The 17,251-nt window shown below is 48.5% G+C and carries 13 protein-coding genes; 5 read left to right on the top strand and 8 right to left on the bottom strand.

The window, feature by feature from the left end; genetic code table 11:
* The 3 genes from AC4MRN_RS12310 to AC4MRN_RS12300 all read right to left on the bottom strand — a co-directional run.
* Positions 1 to 480 (bottom strand): tryptophan 7-halogenase (locus AC4MRN_RS12310; RefSeq protein ID WP_491203433.1); only part of this gene is annotated, 480 nt, incomplete at its 3' end.
* Positions 477 to 1,964 (bottom strand): tryptophan halogenase family protein, encoded by a 1,488-nt coding sequence (locus AC4MRN_RS12305; RefSeq protein ID WP_491203432.1) that lies wholly within the window; start codon positions 1,962 to 1,964, stop codon positions 477 to 479. The genes AC4MRN_RS12310 and AC4MRN_RS12305, both read right to left, overlap by 4 nt.
* Before the next feature lie 204 nt (positions 1,965 to 2,168).
* Positions 2,169 to 5,096, bottom strand: a complete 2,928-nt coding sequence (locus tag AC4MRN_RS12300) for a TonB-dependent receptor (RefSeq protein WP_491203431.1) — start codon at positions 5,094 to 5,096, stop codon at positions 2,169 to 2,171.
* A 529-nt stretch (positions 5,097 to 5,625) separates the two neighbouring features.
* On the opposite strand from AC4MRN_RS12300, the gene AC4MRN_RS12295 reads away from it, so the two are divergent.
* Entirely contained in the window at positions 5,626 to 6,897 is a 1,272-nt protein-coding gene (locus AC4MRN_RS12295) for an NHL repeat-containing protein (protein WP_491203430.1), read from the top strand.
* Positions 6,898 to 6,950: 53 nt separating this feature from the next.
* Here the strand turns inward: AC4MRN_RS12295 and AC4MRN_RS12290 are convergent, their stop codons facing one another.
* The 5 genes from AC4MRN_RS12290 to AC4MRN_RS12270 form a co-directional block, all read right to left on the bottom strand.
* Positions 6,951 to 7,094, bottom strand: a complete 144-nt coding sequence (locus AC4MRN_RS12290; RefSeq protein WP_175555770.1) for a hypothetical protein — start codon at positions 7,092 to 7,094, stop codon at positions 6,951 to 6,953.
* Positions 7,095 to 7,175: 81 nt separating this feature from the next.
* The gene (locus AC4MRN_RS12285; protein WP_491055382.1) at positions 7,176 to 8,756 is read right to left on the bottom strand and encodes a serine hydrolase; all 1,581 of its coding nucleotides are present in this window, start codon (positions 8,754 to 8,756) and stop codon (positions 7,176 to 7,178) included.
* Between the two features lie 171 nt (positions 8,757 to 8,927).
* Entirely contained in the window at positions 8,928 to 9,515 is a 588-nt protein-coding gene (locus tag AC4MRN_RS12280; RefSeq protein WP_475069665.1) for a thymidine kinase, read from the bottom strand.
* 25 nt (positions 9,516 to 9,540) lie between these two features.
* Entirely contained in the window at positions 9,541 to 11,553 is a 2,013-nt protein-coding gene (locus AC4MRN_RS12275; protein ID WP_491203429.1) for a putative bifunctional diguanylate cyclase/phosphodiesterase, read from the bottom strand.
* 215 nt (positions 11,554 to 11,768) lie between these two features.
* On the bottom strand, positions 11,769 to 14,009 hold the full coding sequence (locus tag AC4MRN_RS12270) for an acyl-CoA dehydrogenase (RefSeq protein WP_370241274.1): 2,241 nt from the start codon (positions 14,007 to 14,009) through the stop codon (positions 11,769 to 11,771).
* Positions 14,010 to 14,392: 383 nt separating this feature from the next.
* Here AC4MRN_RS12270 and AC4MRN_RS12265 point away from each other — a divergent pair, with 383 nt between their 5' ends.
* The 4 genes from AC4MRN_RS12265 to AC4MRN_RS12250 form a co-directional block, all read left to right on the top strand.
* A complete protein-coding gene (locus AC4MRN_RS12265; RefSeq protein ID WP_491203428.1) occupies positions 14,393 to 15,190 on the top strand; it encodes an outer membrane lipoprotein-sorting protein in 798 nt (265 codons plus the stop codon).
* A gap of 3 nt (positions 15,191 to 15,193) precedes the next feature.
* Positions 15,194 to 16,393 (top strand): hypothetical protein, encoded by a 1,200-nt coding sequence (locus AC4MRN_RS12260; protein ID WP_491203427.1) that lies wholly within the window; start codon positions 15,194 to 15,196, stop codon positions 16,391 to 16,393.
* A 78-nt stretch (positions 16,394 to 16,471) separates the two neighbouring features.
* Positions 16,472 to 17,050, top strand: coding sequence for an outer membrane beta-barrel protein (locus AC4MRN_RS12255; RefSeq protein WP_491203426.1), 579 nt, complete (start codon positions 16,472 to 16,474; stop codon positions 17,048 to 17,050).
* Between the two features lie 79 nt (positions 17,051 to 17,129).
* Positions 17,130 to 17,251: DUF3081 family protein (locus AC4MRN_RS12250; protein ID WP_491203434.1), on the top strand; the 122-nt coding region annotated here is incomplete at its 3' end.

The following is a 17,251-nucleotide window of genomic DNA, read 5'->3' as shown; positions in this document are numbered from 1 at the left end:
ATGATAGCCGTATTCAATCCGAAACGGGAAATTCGCCGGGGTTTGAGGTGAGCGTTTGTGCTTTGCCAGCCAGCCGTTAAACAGGAAGTCGCCTGGCGTGACGTTAACATCGAGTCCCATACGGCGGGTCAGACAATTGACATAAAAAGGCCGTTCGCTAAAGGTATCTAACTGGCTGATAAACGGGTGAGCATAGCTACTAACCCCGGATTCAGGGCTCCAGCCATCAAACTGAATACTGACTTTATAGGTGGCGTTACAGGCTCCCATCCAGTCAGATTCAGCAATGTTCATGTCTTCAAAGAAGCGTTTTAACGTGGGCGTTGACCCTTCACCGACACCGATGATGCCGATATCCGGTGATTCTACCAAAGTGACACTAACAGCCTTGTGCTGCCAGCGTTTGGCCAGTAGGTTTGCGGCCATCCATCCGGCAGTACCGCCCCCGACAATAACAATGTTCAGCGGGCTGGCATTCATGCGGTGTACCGCTTAATGAACTCGTCGTGGTTCATCAGTTTGTCCAGAGGCTGTTGTTTGGCTTTGTAGATTTGCTGCATGGCGTCCATAAGCTGGGCGTTGTCCATGGCATCGGCAGCAGGGTGGTAGTCCTTCGGATCAAGGCCTTGCCCCATCATCACCTGCACCCAGGATGCGTCGCGGAAGATGTCGCTCTGTTCATTAAATATAGCCGCGGTGTCTTCAAAGGCAGCTATTTTTTGTGCCAGACGGTCTGGGATAGCCATGTTGCGCATGTCGCGCCAAAAATCAGAATCGTCCCGCTGATTCACATGATAGTGAAGAATGATAAAGTCGCGGATGGTTTCAAATTCATCTTTGGACTCGGCATTGTATAAATCCACCATGGCCTGAGAGATGCCCTGATTCGGGAACATTTTCATCAATCGCACAATACCCGACTGAATCAGGTGAATACTGGTAGACTCCAAAGGCTCAAGGAAGCCGCTGGATAACCCGATGGCCACCACGTTTTTACACCATTGCTGGTCGGTTCGCCCGGTTTTAAAGCGAATGGTACGCGGAGTATCGAGCGCTTTTGTGTCCAGGTTATTCAGCAGTGTCTGACCTGCTTCATCATCGCTAAGGTATTGCGAGGAATAGACAATACCATTGCCATTGCGGTGTGTAAGAGGAATACGCCATTGCCAGCCAACCCGATGGGCGATGCTGCGTGTGTAGGGTAGCGTTTTGTCGAAACGCTCACTGGGTACAGCTTGTGCGCTGTCTGCGGGTAACCAGTGGCTCCAGTCCTCATAGCTTACGCCCAGCGCTTGCTGAATAAGCAGGCCGCGTAACCCCGTACAGTCAATGTATAAATCGCCCTGGATCTGCTTGCCGTTAGTGAGTTGCAGCGCCGTTATAAAACCGCTGTCCGGGTCCTGCTGAACGTGTTCAATGATACCTTCTGTCCGCACTACACCGGCTTGCTCGGCTGTCTTGCGTAAAAACTGTCCGTATAACGCAGAGTCGAAATGGTAAGCGTACTGCATTTCATAGAGCGGGTTTGGGGTATTGATTTTATTGAATTTGCCTTGCTGACAGCTCAAATAATTGAGGTCGAAATCCCACAGGGATTGTGCCAGACCGGCTTGTTTGGCTTTCAGCCAGTAATGGTGAAAGCTGCAAAAGCCCATGGTCGTGCCGGGTGCGCCAAAGGTGTGGTAGTAACTGTCACCCTGGGTTTTCCAGTTTTCAAACTTAATCGCGAGTTTAATAGTGGCATGTGTTTCGCGCAGAAAGGCTTTTTCGTCGATACCGAGAAACTGATTAAAGGTCTGAATGGGCGGGATCGTCGCTTCGCCCACGCCCACAATGCCAATCTGTTCCGACTCAACAAGTTCAATTCGAATAGTAGGGGAGAGGACCCTGCGAAGCAGTGCTGCGGTCATCCAACCTGCGGTTCCCCCGCCTGCAATCACAACATTTTGAATAGTTTGCGGCATTGGTTTTCCTGTATTGCGTTACCACGGTGTCGAGATGAGGAGAATGCGAAGAGCAGGCTGAATGATGGGTGCCTGGGAGCAAACCGCTCACTGACTGATTTAATTCACTGTGCTTTTGACTCTAGCGGAGTCAGCGCCAAAAGCAAAATGAATTACAAAGAAAAGTAAAAAGCCCCGCTGAAACAGCGGGGCCTGAGGTCTTGCTTAGTAGAACGAGTAGTTGAAGTTCAACATGTATGAAGGACCGAATTCACGACGCAGGGTAACGATACCGTTGCTGTCGATAGTCTCTTCTTTCTCGTCGGTCAGGTTAACGCCTTGCAGTGAAATACGCAGACCTTCCAGGTACTCAATACCGCTACCTTCGAAGTCATAGCTGATTTGCGCATCCACAACAGTAATAGCATCACGCGTTGCAGTGTCAATCTTGTTAGAGCCACCACGCTGGTAGGTTGAGAACTCAGAGCGGTCTGTAGCCGCGATACGAATTTCAAAACCATCCATTTCATAGTAGGCAGTGATTGACAGTACTTCGTCAGACTGACCAGGAATTGGGCTACCGTTGTCTAACTCTGCATCGATAAAGGTTGCAGAGGCTGCAACACCAAAGCCTTCCAGTGCGTCAACAAAGCCACCCAGTGGAATGTTTGCAGTAATTTCAGCACCTTTCACTTCACCTTTCAGGCCGTCCTGGAAGTATGAGAAGTAACCGAAGTCTGGTGGTGTAGCCAGGTCGCCAGCTTCATAGGCAACGTTAGCCGGACCATACAGGCCAGATGTTTGAATGATACGGTCGTGGAACCCTGGAATAAAGTAGTTCGCACCATCGTTGGTAGTATCATTGGTAAAGTTGATCAGGTCACGGGCATCATCTGTCCAGTTAACCAGGTCTTTGTAGAACAATGCCAACGACACATAACCTTCGTCTTCGAAGTAGTTTTCGAAAGACAGGTCGAAGTTATTCGCTTCCAGTGGGCGCAGTGTTGGGTTGCCCTGGAACTTAGACCATGGCGTACCATACTGTTCTACGTCTGCTTCCGTATTCGGGATAGCAATCAGGTCAATGTTCTGGTCGAACTTAACAAAACCCGAGGCTTTCATTTGGTCTACGCGAGCACGGCTGATGGTTTTGTTCGCTGCGAAACGCACGTAGCGGTTGTCACCTACTTCAACACTCAGGTTCAGGCTAGGCAGGAAGTGGCTGTAAGAGTCACCACCAGAAAGCACACAGTCTGCGTCAACAACACCATTATTGTCGTCGTCACATACCGCGAAGTTTGAGCCGACAATACCCAGGTAACCCGTTGATGACTGGTCAGTACTGACGTATTGAGCACCAAAGTTACCCATTACCGGGAAGTCACCGATTTCAGTTTCGAAATCAAACTTAGCGTAAAGGGTAGTGACTTCTTCGTTAACCTCGTAGCTGTCACCTAAACGATCCGGCTCAAGCAGACCCGCGTCATTCAGCGTGTACTCGCCGTCGCGGTAAGGGGCAAAACCGTTGTACGCAACAACCATACCCAAACCAGCCCAGGTCAGGTCAGCCAGACCGTTGTACAGGTACTCGCTTGGAATTGATTCTGAATACGGATAAGACGACGCAGTAGCAAAGAAGCCCTTGTTGTCTTTCATTTTGTAGCGATCGCTGTAGTAAATACCAAAGGTCGCTTTATTGATTACGCCCCACTCGACATAACCTTCTGTTTCCAGGCGAACTGTAGTTAGCTCTTCTTCGAAATCAGCGTAGTTGAGGAAGCCGTCCTGTGCATTCAGGTAGCTGAATGGAACCGGGTTACCGTCTGCGTCGGTAAATACAGTGTTCACGTCTGACGCGAATTGGTCAGCGATATTCGCCATACCACCACCCCACTGTTGTGGGCCGGTCAGTTGCAGTTGAGACGCATCAGCAAACGCACCCAGACCAGTACTACCGGTAAAGAACACGCCGTCAGAACTCATTTGGAAGTCACGGGTACCAAATTCGTCGATGGCGCCGTTACGGGCCAGACCAGCATAGGATTCACCGCGAAGATCGCGCTTTTCAGACTGGCTGTTTGCTGCATCCAGCATCACTGACCAGTTTTCATCAATGTTGTACTTAACGTTCAGGCCGAAGGTTTGCAGTTCACCGTCTTTTTGAGCCGGGTCAGTACGCAATACCGGGTTGGCACCAACCTGGGTACCTGAAGCATTGATTCCACTGCCAGCCAACGAGTCTGGATCGGCGTTGAAGGGTTCGATGAAACCACGGATTACACCAGAGTCAGAGTAATCGATGCTTAGTGCATCAACAACAATGTCCAAATCGTCGGTAGGACGGAATTGCAGGATAGCTGAGATAGTATCACGGTCTAACACGCGGCTGATTGCCTGAGTGTCCAAACCTGAAGGCAAAATTTGGCCTGCGTCGTTCGCGTTGTAACCCCAAACGCCATATTTACGTTCGTTACGAGGTGATTCGGTAGTAGCCAGGGCGACGGCTAAACCAATTGTGTCGTCGGCAAACTTCTCTACAAAAGACAGAGCGTAACGCTTACCCGTGTTAGTGAACTCAGGGTTGTCAGAGTCGTTGCCACCCATTTCATACACGCCAGTTAACGTGAGGGTTTCTTCTGCTGCCAGAGGACGAACGGTTTGCAGATCGACGGTACCACCAATGCCCTGAACGACCAGATCGGCTTCAGTGGATTTGTAAATTGTGGCGCCGGTCATGATTTCTGACGGATACAAATCGTATTCTACGCCTCGGTTATCACCAATACCGATTAATTCACGGCCGTTTAGTGATGTACCCGTAAAGTCTTCTTTAAAGCCACGTACAGAGATACCTGACGTACGACCGCCTACACGTTCACCGGCAAGACCTGGCAGACGCGCCAGTGATTCTGCAATTGAAGAGTCCGGAAGCTTACCAATGTCTTCCGCAGAGATTGCTTCGACGATTGATGTGTTGTCCATCTTGATCGCCTGAGCACGCATAAGTGAACCGCGGATACCTTTTACCGCAATCACTTCAACGTTTTGATCTGTTGCGCCATTGTCTTCCTGTGCAAACGTCTGGCCAGTATACATGGCAGACGTCACAGCAAGTGACAAAATCGCAGGTTTGAATATGTGTTTGGTTTTCATGTTTTAGTGCCCTAAGTCAGATAAATATCTACGTAAGCTTGTTACATCGATGTTAACAATAGTTAATGCTTGCGCTCAGGTCAAGTAATTTTCTTAATCAATTAAGAAAATAAAATTAACAGTAATGGTTATGGTTTATGTGATTATTAGGTAGATACTTAATGGATTTAGATTTTTTCGATTAAGTCATACAAAATCGGCAGGGTTTTGAGTCGATATTTTTTTACATGAGGCGCGGCTGTGTTAACAAAAAATACACGTTAAGCTGCCGTTGTTGTGGTTTTTTCTAACCGTATAAAAGGCTGGGGAGCCCATGATGTTAATGAATGTTAATAAGCGTAGCTTAAGTCCTGAATAAATCGAGTAAATCGACTGATATTTCATCGATTTTTTGTTGTGAAGTGATAAGTAATTTTGCTAGCTTATTGATTTCACGTCGTCTGTTATTTTCAATTAAGGCTCAATAGGCTGAGCGCGCCGTTTCAGGCCGGTAAACTGCGACACGTTGTAATGAAAAGGAGAGCTGTAAATGAGGTACGTTGTCTTACTTTTTTTAGTCGCAGTTGTCGCATTGGCAGGATATGGCTGGTTAGCCGATGTCGAGAGTACCGGGTCGTCAGATTTGCAAAGTGTTAGCCAGGGTGGTTTTGCGCCGATAAGGTTAGACAGTGGCCCTTTTTTCACAGCAAGCCCCCGTCATTTCAAAGCGCCTCAGGTGCAGGAGGTATTGTTACCGAAAGTGGGAAGTAGTGATGTGTCATGGGGGGCAGTAGGCCGGGATAGGTCAGGTAACATTTATGTAGGGTTGTCTGAATCCTATGGAGAGTCCCGAAGTGCCAGTATGTTGCGATGGCAACCGGACAGCCAAAACATAGAGAGTCTCGGTAATATAATGCAAGCCCTCAAACAACATCAGCTCGCACAAACGCTTGCCAGTCAGGGTAAAATCCATAGCCAGTTTGTTACCGCAGCTGATGGCTTGGTCTACTTTACCAGTTTCGACGAGGAAGGGGAGAGCGATACCAGGCTGCCAACCTGGGGTGGACATTTATGGCGCTTTGATCCAATAGCAAAGCACTGGGAACATCTGTTAAAGACGCCTGAAGCCTTAATTGCCATCAATACAGATGGTCACTATGTCTATGCGCTGGGTTACTGGGGACATGTGCTGTATCAGTTCGACACATTGACCGGGCGGGTGAACAAAACCGAAGTGGGGGCAGTGCCGGGCCACGTGTCGAGGCAAATACTGGTGGACGGTGAAGGGCATATTTATGTGCCTAAACTAAGTCCGGCGGGAAATGAACAAGGGTTTGTCCCCATGTTGGCTGAACTGGACCACAACCTGAATGTGGTACACGAGTTTGCTTTACCTGAGTACGTTGACAAAGACATGTCATCGTATCGGGGGATTGTTGGGTACACAACAATGAAAAACGGCGATGTGTTCTTTACGCTGCACAAAGGGCAACTATTTCACTTGCGAGCTGAGGGCAGTAAGGACGAAAAGTTACAGAAAATCGGCTTTTTTAATCCTGCCGGAGAAGCGAATATTCCCAGTTTGTTCAGTATTGACGGCGAACAATTTGTGATGGGCGCGAGCCGGCGCCGGGGCAGTGTGCCTGAATGGCTAATTTATGAAACGGTGAGTGGTACGACCGTGTCATACCCCATGCCAGAACTGGATGGTTTTTTGTTTTTCGGAACACAAGTGAAAGATGAATCGGGTGCCATGTACCTGGTTGGGCAGCACAATAGCACCCGCTCACCTAAAGTCGTTAGACTCACTTTCCCAGAATAGCGGGTTTTACCGCTGTTTGTCTACGACTGAATGACCGTGATTGAGGTTAATGCTTAGCGGTTATCAGTCGCAGCCGGGTTGGCAGGCCTGCATACCTGATCGCCATAGTAGTTATTACTGTAGTTACACTCGACAGGTTTACCAGATGTGCCCTTTGTTGTTGGTTTACTAATGATCTGTTTAATGAATGTCGCCATGATGCGCTCTCCTTGTGATTGATGGGTAAAGCATAGAGCGCATCTGTGTTTTGTTAAATTAATTAAAATCTATCAATGTAATTAATTTTCTGAATCTTTGGCCGTGAAGTACATGTCACGATATTCGTGATTCTCTCTGGTTTTGTTGGTAAACGGATATAGAGAGAAACCAGTAACCTGCCGCTGTGTGTTCACGTCAAAGTGAATGAAGGCATCACTGGCGGCATTTTGATTGTCCCAGCGTATTACAAAAGTATGGTCTTCAAAGGGTTCCAGCGAGCCTGTTAACATGGGCATTTTTTCAGAGGCAATGCGTAATGTATCGGCCTTACTGGTTATCGACAAGGTTCCGAACCAGGTATCGGCAAACTCTCCTGCGTAGGCAATGGGATCTAAAATAACGTCGCCAGAGCCCGTCGGCGGGGCAAAATTCGCCAGATAGCGTTGCTCTCGTTCATCCTGATAGTCTACATAGCGTTGAACCCAGTCTTGTTTATCTGACGGACTAATAAATGATTTCAGAATATGCTGCATTACAGCACCACGGGCACCGTAATTTGAACCATTGTTAAGTACTGCGACCGCTAAATTTAACTCAGGGACGAGTGCCACATAAGCCTGATATCCAGACAAAGTGCCGGTATGAGAAATGACTTTAATCCCGGACACATCCGACAGACGCCAGCCAAGTGCGTAGGACTTAAATAAGGTGCCATCCCATTCTTCGTCGGTGTCAGATACCGGCAATACCGTATAGGCCTGCTGAAGGGATTCGATTTGGGCCGGTGTCAGGATTTGCTGCCCGTCGGGTGATGAACCCTTGTCTAACCACATTTGCAGCCACTTGAGCATGTCATTGGCGTTACACACAATGCCGCCAGCCGCAGCAGACACAAGCTCACGCCCATCGATGCTGTTGCGTGGAATCGCGTAAATACCCCGCTCGTCGTTATGGCCATAGCTCATAGCGACATTGTTGAGTGCGGCATCGGTCAGGTCGCCGGCGAAACACTGCATGTCCAGAGGCGTAAAGAATTTTTCCTGAATCACCTGAGCGTAAGGCTTTTGATAAAGCGCAGCGACCACCTCGCCCGCGGTAATGTACATAACATTACTGTAAGCATATTCACTGCGAAAGCTACTAACGGGCGTCAGGTAGCGCAAATTATGAATAATCTCTGTACGGGAAAAGCCGCTGGGTTCCGGCCAAAGCATGCTGTCACCGGCGCCACCGCCGAGCCCTGAGCGGTGGGTCAGGAGATCCAGCAAGGTAAATTCTCTGGTTACCCAGGGATCCTGCATTTGGAATTCGGGAAGTATGTCGGTAACCCGGGTTTTCCAGCTTAAATCAAATTCGTCGATGGCGAGAGCCAGTGCCGCAGCAGTAAATGCCTTTGACGTCGAGGCTAGTCGAAACAGAGTGTCAGCGTTAACGGGCTGCTTGTTGTTGAGGTGACGGTATCCCCGGCCCTTGGCATACAGCACTTTGCCGTTGTGTATTACGCCCACCGACATGCCTGGTGTGTGAAATGTAGTAAGCGCGTTGTCGATAACTGAATCGAGTTGGTTCAGCTGAGACGAAGTGGGGTTAGAAGCCGCGCACGCGGTGACAGCGCAGAGTGATAAACCTGCAACCAGCTGTGAAATCCTGTGTAAAACCATACCTATGCTTCCTTTTAGACTTGTATCTACCGCATGCGGCGTTATTACCCGTGACGATATCGAGCATTCAGCAGTCAACGTGAAAGCTCACTGTCGCTGAATGTTCAGGGTGGCGTCAATGGGGACAAGTTAGCATAAATAATATTTAAGGTGATTAACAGGGGGAATAGTTTATTCCTGTCGATCCCAGACCAGTGCCTTGAAGTGTTTCCGGCACATGGATTCGTAGCGATCATTACCCCCGATTTCGACCTGATTTCCGCTGGTGACGGCGTTGCCACTTTCGTCGAGTCTGACCACGAAGTTAGCTTTGCGCCCGCAGTAACATACTGTTTTGAGTTCAAACAGCTTGTCGGCCCACGCCAGCAGGTAATGGCTGCCTTCGAATGTCTCACCGAGGAAGTCGGTGCGAAGACCATAGGCCAATACCGGGATATCCAGTTCATCGACCACTTCAATGAGCTCAGATACCTGTGTTTTGGTAAGGAACTGGGCTTCATCAATAAATACGCAGTCGAGGGGCTTTTCGTTGTGGAGTAATGATATTGCCTGGTACAGGTTGTCATCGGAGCGATAGAGCTGTGCATCGGCCTGCAACCCAATACGCGATGTGACTTTGCCCACTTCGTATCTGTCATCAACCGCGGCGGTGAAGATGATTGCCCGCATTCCTCTTTCTTTGTAGTTATAGGCGGACTGAAGTAAGGAGGTAGATTTACCGGCATTCATTGCCGAATAGTAGAAATACAATTGTGCCATGCTGCTGTCGTTTATTAATGGTTATTTAGCCAGTTCGGTCAGTGTACCACTTTAACAGTGCTTTTTTCTCTAGGGGTTTGGCAAATAGGTAACCTTGCAAGCAATCGACCCCCATGGCAGTGAGTACTTCAGCTTGTTGGGTGGTCTCTATACCTTCGGCAACCGTGCGGCAACCGAATTCTTTTGCCATTAATAACGTGGCACGAACGATAGTGTCATTGCCGTCAGTGATTTGTTGAATGAATGCCCGATCAATTTTCAACAGATCAAAGTCCAGTGCCTGTAACAGGCTGAGAGACGAAAAACCGGTGCCGAAATCGTCAATGGCAATATTAATATGGCGGGCTTTGAGCGCGGCAATGCGGTCTGTCAGAATAGCCATGTCGTCGGCGAAGATGGACTCCGTTACCTCTAAATGCAACCGGTGCGGTGCCAGTCCGGAGCTATTGATGGCCTGGTCGACCTGGCGAATAAAGGAATCGCTGAGCATTTGCAGCACCGACACATTGACTGACACCGCCAGAGTGTCATCGGGCCATTGCGCAGTATCAATACAAGCGCGGTGTAAAACCCAATTGCCGATATCGTGGATAATCCCGGTTTTTTCGGCCAGCGGAATAAACAGTGCCGGGCTTATCCATTGGTCGTTAAATTGCCATCTGGCCAATGCTTCGACGGCCCATAAACTACTGTCATTCGCATTCACGATAGGCTGATAAACGACGTGAAATTGCTGCCGCTGAATAGCCTGACGCAAGCCGTCACGAAGGCGCTGCTCTTCGTTGAGTTTATCGTACAGCAAGCTGGAAAATACGCCGACAACGCCAGGCGTCGCCCGCTTGTGGTGGTACATGGTGAGATCAGCCAGTTGTACCAGCGTTGCCGCGTCTTTACTGTGGTCAGGGTAAATGGCTATCCCTATGGTTGCTCCCAGACTGACATCATTGCCGTTAACGTGTTGGATATTAGTCAGACTGCGTCGCACGGCCTGACCCACCGCGATAGCGGTCTCTTCATCGGCGTAGGGCAACACCATAATGAATTCGTCACCGCCCCAACGCCCTACACACTGGCTATCGCAAAACTGACTCAGTTGTTTGGCGGCCTGCTCCAGTGCAGCGTCACCGATTTCATGACCAAAACTGTCGTTAATTTGTTTAAACCCATCCAGGTCAATGAAAAGAATGGCCAATTGGCTACTACTTTGTAATGACTGCTCAATCATTCCCTCAAAGTGTTGCATAAAAGCGGTTCGATTCATCAAGCCGGTGAGTGGGTCCAGATTGGATAGCTGGTGGATTGTTTTGGTTCGCCGTAGCACTTCTTTTTCAAGGGTATTGTTGGCTGTATCAAGTTTCTGGTTTGACTCAAGCAGCTGTTTGTTTACTCGTGTTACTTCATTTTGTTCCTTGCGCATGAGTTCGACGAGTTCATCATTTTTGTGCTTTATCTCGATCGCTCTGAGTATAAATATATTGGCTCGGCTAGCCGCGCCACACATTGACAGCCAGAACAGCATGCCAAGGAATCCAAGCATATTGTATTCATCTCGGAAGTCGTAGATTGCACGCATTGACATGGGCACAACCATAATGGTGGTGTAGGTTATAACCAAGGGCAGGCTGGGCGCTAAAACAGTTGCCGCGCCCCCGGCCATAGCCGACATGATGATCATGGTGGACGCGACTTCAAGGGTCGACAAGGTTGGAAATATAGCTATACCAAACGCCGCCCATAGCACGGCAGTCACAAGCGAACCGGCACAAAAACGGTAAAAAGGCGCTCGCGGTGAGTAGGGTGCGTGCTTCAACTTTACAAACCAATAAGCCCCGTCGAGCGCTCTTATCAGTAAAAGCACCAGCATTACTGCCCAAATGACTTGTTTGGTGTATTGGGCGCTGCCAGAATCAAACCCGAAAGTGATAGCACTAATACTTAACAACGTAATGGCCAGGCCGTTAAACACATTGGAATAAAGTAATTCCACCACGTCCTGATTAACTGTACTGAGTCTGGAGAGTTTTGGGACTTGCTGCATGCTTGTTCTTTCTACTTCCGGTGAGAAACCCTGTTTAGTGGGGCATGTGCTTTAAGTGGCCAGGAACAGGTCTGGTGCCTAGGGTTAAGCATAGTAAAGTTTTAACCATTCGCCAGCGGCAGCAAAGCGAGCTATTGCCTTAACCTGAGGTTTTGGCAGATAAAAAAAAGCCGGACGGCGAACCGTCCGGCAAACAGGTACTTATTGAGTACGGATTAGGCTGCGTCTTTTGTTTCTGACGCTGTGTCTTCAGAGGAAAGTAATTCCAAATCAAACGTAAATTCATCCACGCGAATCGCCAGTTTGCGTTTCTCGTTGTAATCGTGCAGTGCTACCGCGTCTTCAGCAGTAATTACACCGCGCTCCTGCAACTTGTTCAATGCGTGTTCAAACGATAAGAACGGTACAACAGGCTCTTTACGCAAGGCTTTTTGTACTTTGCCAAGTAATGGCAGTACAGCATGCTTAGCCTTGAACGCTTGCTCGTTGATGTCGTTACCATCGTTTGGCGTTGTTTTCACAAGGTGAGTCAACTGCGCTTTTACGCTGTTGTCTTGCAGTGCTGCCAATGACAACTCACGAATCAGGTCATCGCTGATAGTACTTACACTGCCGCTGTACGTAGAGGTCAGTAAGCGCATCAAACCGCGAGTCGCTGTGTTCGGGAAGTTGCGAACAAAGTTAACCAGCGCTTGTTCAGCCTGCTGTAAAGACCACTGCATAGCGTAGTCAAAGTACGGTTTGGCTTGCTGACGGTCTTCAATGCGCTGCTCGTAGAAACGAATTGACGCCATTGCACCGTACAGGTAGCTCATGATGTCGCCCAGACGTGCAGACAACAATTCCGCTTTCTTCAGATCGCCACCCAGTACAGCCAGCGACAAGTCAGCCATAGGCGCTAATTTTGCCGACAGGGCGTTCAGGCGCTTCTCGTACTTGCGTACTTCAGGCAGACTCGATTGCGCACCGCGAGTAAACGGCAGATAGCTCTTGAACAGGCTGCGGAATGCATTGCCAACACTAAAGCCCACTGTTTTGCGCAGTACTTTGTTAAACTCACCATCAGCCTTCTTATCGTTGCTGTGGATCAAGTCAACCATTTCTTTCAGGTATGGGTGGCATCGCATCGCGCCCTGACCGAAAATCATCAGGTTACGGGTAAGGATATTTGCCCCTTCAACCGTGATGGCAATCGGCAGTGCAGAGTACCCTGCAGCCAACGTGTTTTGAGGACCACGTTGAATTGCTTTACCTGCCTGAACATCCATCGCTGCGTTCATTACATCTCGACCAAGTTCGGTCATGTGGTATTTCGCAATAGCGGTTACTACCGACGGCTTCAGTCCAAGACCCAGGCCTTCGGTTGTCAGTACACGCATGGATTCACACAGGAACGTTTTACCCGCGATCTCAGCCAGTTTTTCCTGAATACCTTCAAAACGACCAATTGGCAGACCAAACTGTTCGCGAACAAACGCGTACTCAGCAGTCGATTTCAGTGCGCTTTGCGCTGTTGCCGTACCCATCGCTGGTAATGAGATACCACGACCTGCACCTAAACAGCTAACCAGCATCTGCCAGCCGCGGCCAATGTTCTTCTGTCCACCAATGATGAAATCCATTGGGATAAATACATCAGTACCACGTGTTGTACCGTTATAGAAACGTACGCCCATTGGGTCGTGACGATTACCCAGTTGCACACCTGGGTGTGACTTAGGTAATAAAGCACAGGTAATACCCAGTTCTAACTTGTCGCCAAGTAACTGGTCCGGGTCGAATACTTTGAAAGCCAGACCCAGTACTGTTGCGATTGGTGCCAGTGTGATGTAACGCTTGTCCCAGCTTACTTTTAAGCCGATAACTTCTTTACCTTCCCATTGACCTTTGGTCACGATTGCTGCGTCAGGAATGCCGCCGGCATCTGACCCTGCTTCCGGGCTGGTAAGTGCGAAACATGGAATATCTTTACCTACAGACAAACGAGGCAACCAGTAGTCTTGCTGCTCTTTTGTGCCGTAGTGCATTAACAGTTCACCCGGGCCTAACGAGTTAGGCACCATTACGGTAACTGCCAGTGCGCCACTCTTAGCGGCGATAGTCGCTACAATAGTAGAGTTCGCGTAAGGGCTGAACTCCAGACCACCGAATTTCTTCGGAATGATCATTGAAAAGAAACGATTCTCGCCCAGGAAATCCAGCACGTGCTGAGGGATGTGTTTTGAATTGCCTAATTCAAAATCATCGATCATTTCCAGCAGTTTCTGTACAGGGCCATCAAGGAATGCCTGCTCGTCAGCACTCAGCTTGGCTTGAGGAACTGCACGTAACGCCTCCATATCAGGCAGACCGCGATAAATAGACGACTCCAGCCAAATATCACCGGCGTCCAGTGCTTCCTGTTCTGTAATTGAAATTGGAGGTAAAACTTTCTTCAAACTTGTTCTGATACTCATAACTCATCCGCTCATCTGACCAGTTGTGTGAAGCTAATACTACATCCTTTTTTTTATTTTGCAAATTTATTGTTAATTTGTTGAAAAATATGAAGAATGTAGGATTTTATTAGCCGCGCTTGTAAATCTGATACGAAAAATCAGACACTTACCACTACGGCAGAAACAGAAAAAGAGTGCAAAAAATAAACGTTATTCAATAGGGCTTCGGAAAGTTTCCGATACAACGCCCGCGCAAAGCCCCTGTTTCCGGCACTCTGGGCTACACTGAGACGAGTGAAAAACAATGGGTGATGTTGAGTGACATCGAATTACTATGATGCGATGGTGCTTTACGCTGTCAATGGGTATAGTGGCATCATCATAATAAGAAGGAATTACCTATGACTAAATTCGGACGAGTGTTTGCGCGCACTTTGCTGGCGATTTGTTTTACCAGCGTGGCTACGTCAACGGTTATTGCTGATGAAGCCGAAGGTTTACGAATTGCAACGGAGCGAAAAGCACGCAATTCGGGCTGGGAAGACACAGTGGCGTCTACCACCATGGTGCTTCGCGACACGCGGGGTAAAGAATCAGAGCGTGAATTGCGCGTGTATACGTTGGAACGGGCTGACGAGGGAGACAAATCCCTGACTGTATTTGATTCGCCGGCAGACGTGAAAGGTGCGGCGTTTCTCAGCTTTTCAAATACTTTAACGCCTGACGATCAATGGATGTACCTGCCCAAAGTGAAGCGGGTGAAACGCATTGCGTCGCAAAATAAGTCCGGGCCATTCATGAGCAGCGAGTTTGCTTACGAGGACATGGCGTCCTTTGAATTAGAAAAATACACGTTCAATTACCTTCGCGATGACGAATTTGACGGTCAATCGGTATTTGTGGTGGAACAAACACCTGTCGACAAATTTTCGGGTTATTCAAAGCAGCTCGCGTTTATCGACCAGGAACACTACCGGTTATTAAAGATGGACTTCTTCGATAAAAAAGGGGATTTGCTGAAAACCCTGATCTTAGAAGACTACGAGTTGTATCTCGATCAGTACTGGCGTCCGCATACTTCAGAGATGTTTAATGAGCAGACAGGGAAAAGTACCGCAATGTTTATTAATGAAATTGAATTCAAAACCGGGTTGAAAGATAGCGATTTAGACAAAGACAGTCTGAAGAGGGCCCGATAGTTCATGCGTCAGTTACTTCCATTTATTGCACTGTGTTGCGGTGCGTTCACACCCATCGCACAGGCAGATATTGAATACAGCGGAACCGCAACAATCGAGCAGCGGTATTTTTTACAGGATCCGCTCTTTCCTGGACAGCAACGTGCCCAAACGTCGGTTACTTTGTTACCCGAAGTGTTTATGAGTTGGAACGACGGCTATGACAGCCTGACGTTTAAGCCCTTTGTTCGCGCAGACCAGTATGACTCTGAGCGAACGCATGCCGATATTCGGGAGTTAATGTGGCTGCATGCCTCCGATAGCTATGAATTGCGCGCTGGGATTGGCAAAGTATTTTGGGGCCAGACCGAGTCGGTTCACTTGGTTGATGTGATCAATCAAACCGACTCCGTCGAGCGGGTTGATGGTGAGGAGAAGCTTGGACAACCTATGCTAAGTGCCTCTTACCTGATGGAAAGTGGCGCAGTCAGCGTCTATGTGCTGCCGTATTTCCGCGAGCGCACGTTTGCCGGGGCAGAAGGTCGTTTGCGCCCAATAGTGCCAATTAGCAATGACAATGCTGTGTATGAGTCAGAAGACGAACAATCGAACCTGGATTACGCCGTGCGCTGGCAACAAACCCTTGGCGACTGGGAAGTCGGGTTGTCATATTTTGACGGCACGAATCGAGAGCCACAACTGATTGTTGAGGGGGGGCTTGAAACAAATGATCTGGTCCTGCGCCCTTACTATGAACAAATGCAACAGGTTGGTGCAGATCTGCTTTGGGTCAATGGTGCGGTGTTGTACAAGTTTGAGGCAATCCATCGCAAGAGCAACACGCAAAGTTTCGTGGCCGCAGTGGCTGGGTTTGAATACACCAGTGTCGGCATTTTTGATTCGGTGTATGACATCGGATGGCTGGCCGAGTATCAATACGATGAGCGTGATGCCAGTTTTTTTGTGCCGGCTCAAAACGACTTAATGGTTGGCGTGCGGTGGATATGGAATGATCCGGATAGTACCGAGGTGCTGATGGGCTATGTTCAGGATCTGGATGACATGGAAACGTACAGTGCGTTTGTGGAAGCGTCGAGCCGTATGACAGACAACTGGAAGTGGACGCTAAACGGTTATTTCTTTTCCACTCAGTCACAAACAGACCCGTATTTCTTTGTGCGTCGTGACGATCATATTGAAATCAACGTAGAGTATTTCTTCTGATATCACAGCATGGATATCTGAAACTGAATAACTGGCAGTGAGACAGAACAGCATGACTGTCAAAATGGAATGTGAAGTATGAAAATAGCAAGTATTGCAATAATTATTGCTGGCGGACTGATGTCTCAATCTGCTGTCGCGATTGAAAAAATGTACGGCGTTGTGAGTGCTGGTTATACCGATTTAGAGTACAGCAATACCGCAGAAGAGTCGTTTGGTTATAAACTGATTCTGGGTCATGAATTTCACCGGCAATGGTATGTAGAAGCGGGCTTTATTCAATTTGCAGACATCGACACCAAGAGCGATTATTCCACGTTGGGTGTTCAGGCCAATGGGCTGTATCTGGGAGTCGTCGGAAAGGCATCGCATGCGGTCGGCGAACTTTTTTATCGTTTAGGGGCTGCAAATGTTGACGTCCAGGCACAAGAGCTCTCAGCAGACGGGCAATGTAAGTTTGGTGCAGCAGTGGGGGCTGTAAACGGACAAACCTTGTGTCAGTTCGACGAAGGCATCGCGGCCGGTATTATCGGTTTGGGATTTGACTACTATGTGGCAACCAAAACGTTTGTACGCCTTGAAGCGGAATATATGCGCGGCAAGGATGGCTTCGACACCAGTATGATCTCTTTGGGTATTCGCTATAATTTCAACTAGGTTTTTTCCTACACGCTGCATCGATCTATTTCTCGCAGCGTGCAGTACAAAACATATATGGAATTGCGAGGAGGGGAACATGAAAAACGAGCTAGACAGTAAGTTTGTTTTGCAAGTGTTCGATAAAATTCGAAATAACGGTGAACAGGTTGAAGAAAAGTACCGCCTGGAAGGTGTGTTAGCGTTTACTGACTTCGACGG

The sequence above is a fragment of the Marisediminitalea sp. genome (assembly GCF_984433645.1).
The sequence above is the reverse complement of the archived record's forward strand: the minus strand, read 5'-3'. Positions and strand labels throughout refer to the sequence as shown.